Genomic DNA, 513 nt, shown 5'->3' with positions numbered 1-513 from the left:
CTTCGTTGATTCTATTCCGGAAGATGTTTTGCTGGGTGATACCGCTAAAACTGGACGGCCTGCTTATCATCCAGCCATGATGCTTAAGATTTTGCTTTTTGCATATTCCAGAAGAGTATTTTCAGGCAGAAAGATTGAATTAATGCTGGAAGAAAACCTGCCTATGATGGTATTGGCAGAGCACCAAAAGATTTCATATCATACCATCAATAACTTTAGGTCTAGTGATCACGCCAATGAACTGGTTAAGAAAAGCTTCCTCTACTTTACCAATTTGTTAGAAGCAGAAGGTCTAATCAATGAGGGCGCCATCTTTATTGATGGTACCAAGATTGAAGCTGACGCTAATCGCTATACTTTTGTTTGGCGCAAGGCAGCTGAAAAGTTCCATGAAAAGCTCAAAGGCCAAGCAGTTGAACTTTATGATGAACTGATTGCCAAAGAAGTAGTCAAAGCAATGGCTCAAGAAAAGGTACAAACCAGTCAAGGTTTAGAAGAACTAGCGCAAGAAAC

Annotated in this window: 1 protein-coding gene; it reads left to right on the top strand. The window is 40.4% G+C overall.

The annotated features are described in order from the left end of the window. On the top strand, positions 1 to 513 hold a 513-nt coding region (locus HMPREF0518_RS09390), incomplete at both ends, for an IS1182 family transposase (protein ID WP_003628000.1).

Origin of the sequence: Lactobacillus helveticus DSM 20075 = CGMCC 1.1877 (genome assembly GCF_000160855.1) — a bacterium.
In the GTDB taxonomy this organism is placed as follows: domain Bacteria; phylum Bacillota; class Bacilli; order Lactobacillales; family Lactobacillaceae; genus Lactobacillus; species Lactobacillus helveticus.
Note: the sequence above shows the minus strand (reverse complement) of the source record. Positions and strands in the feature narration are given on the sequence as shown.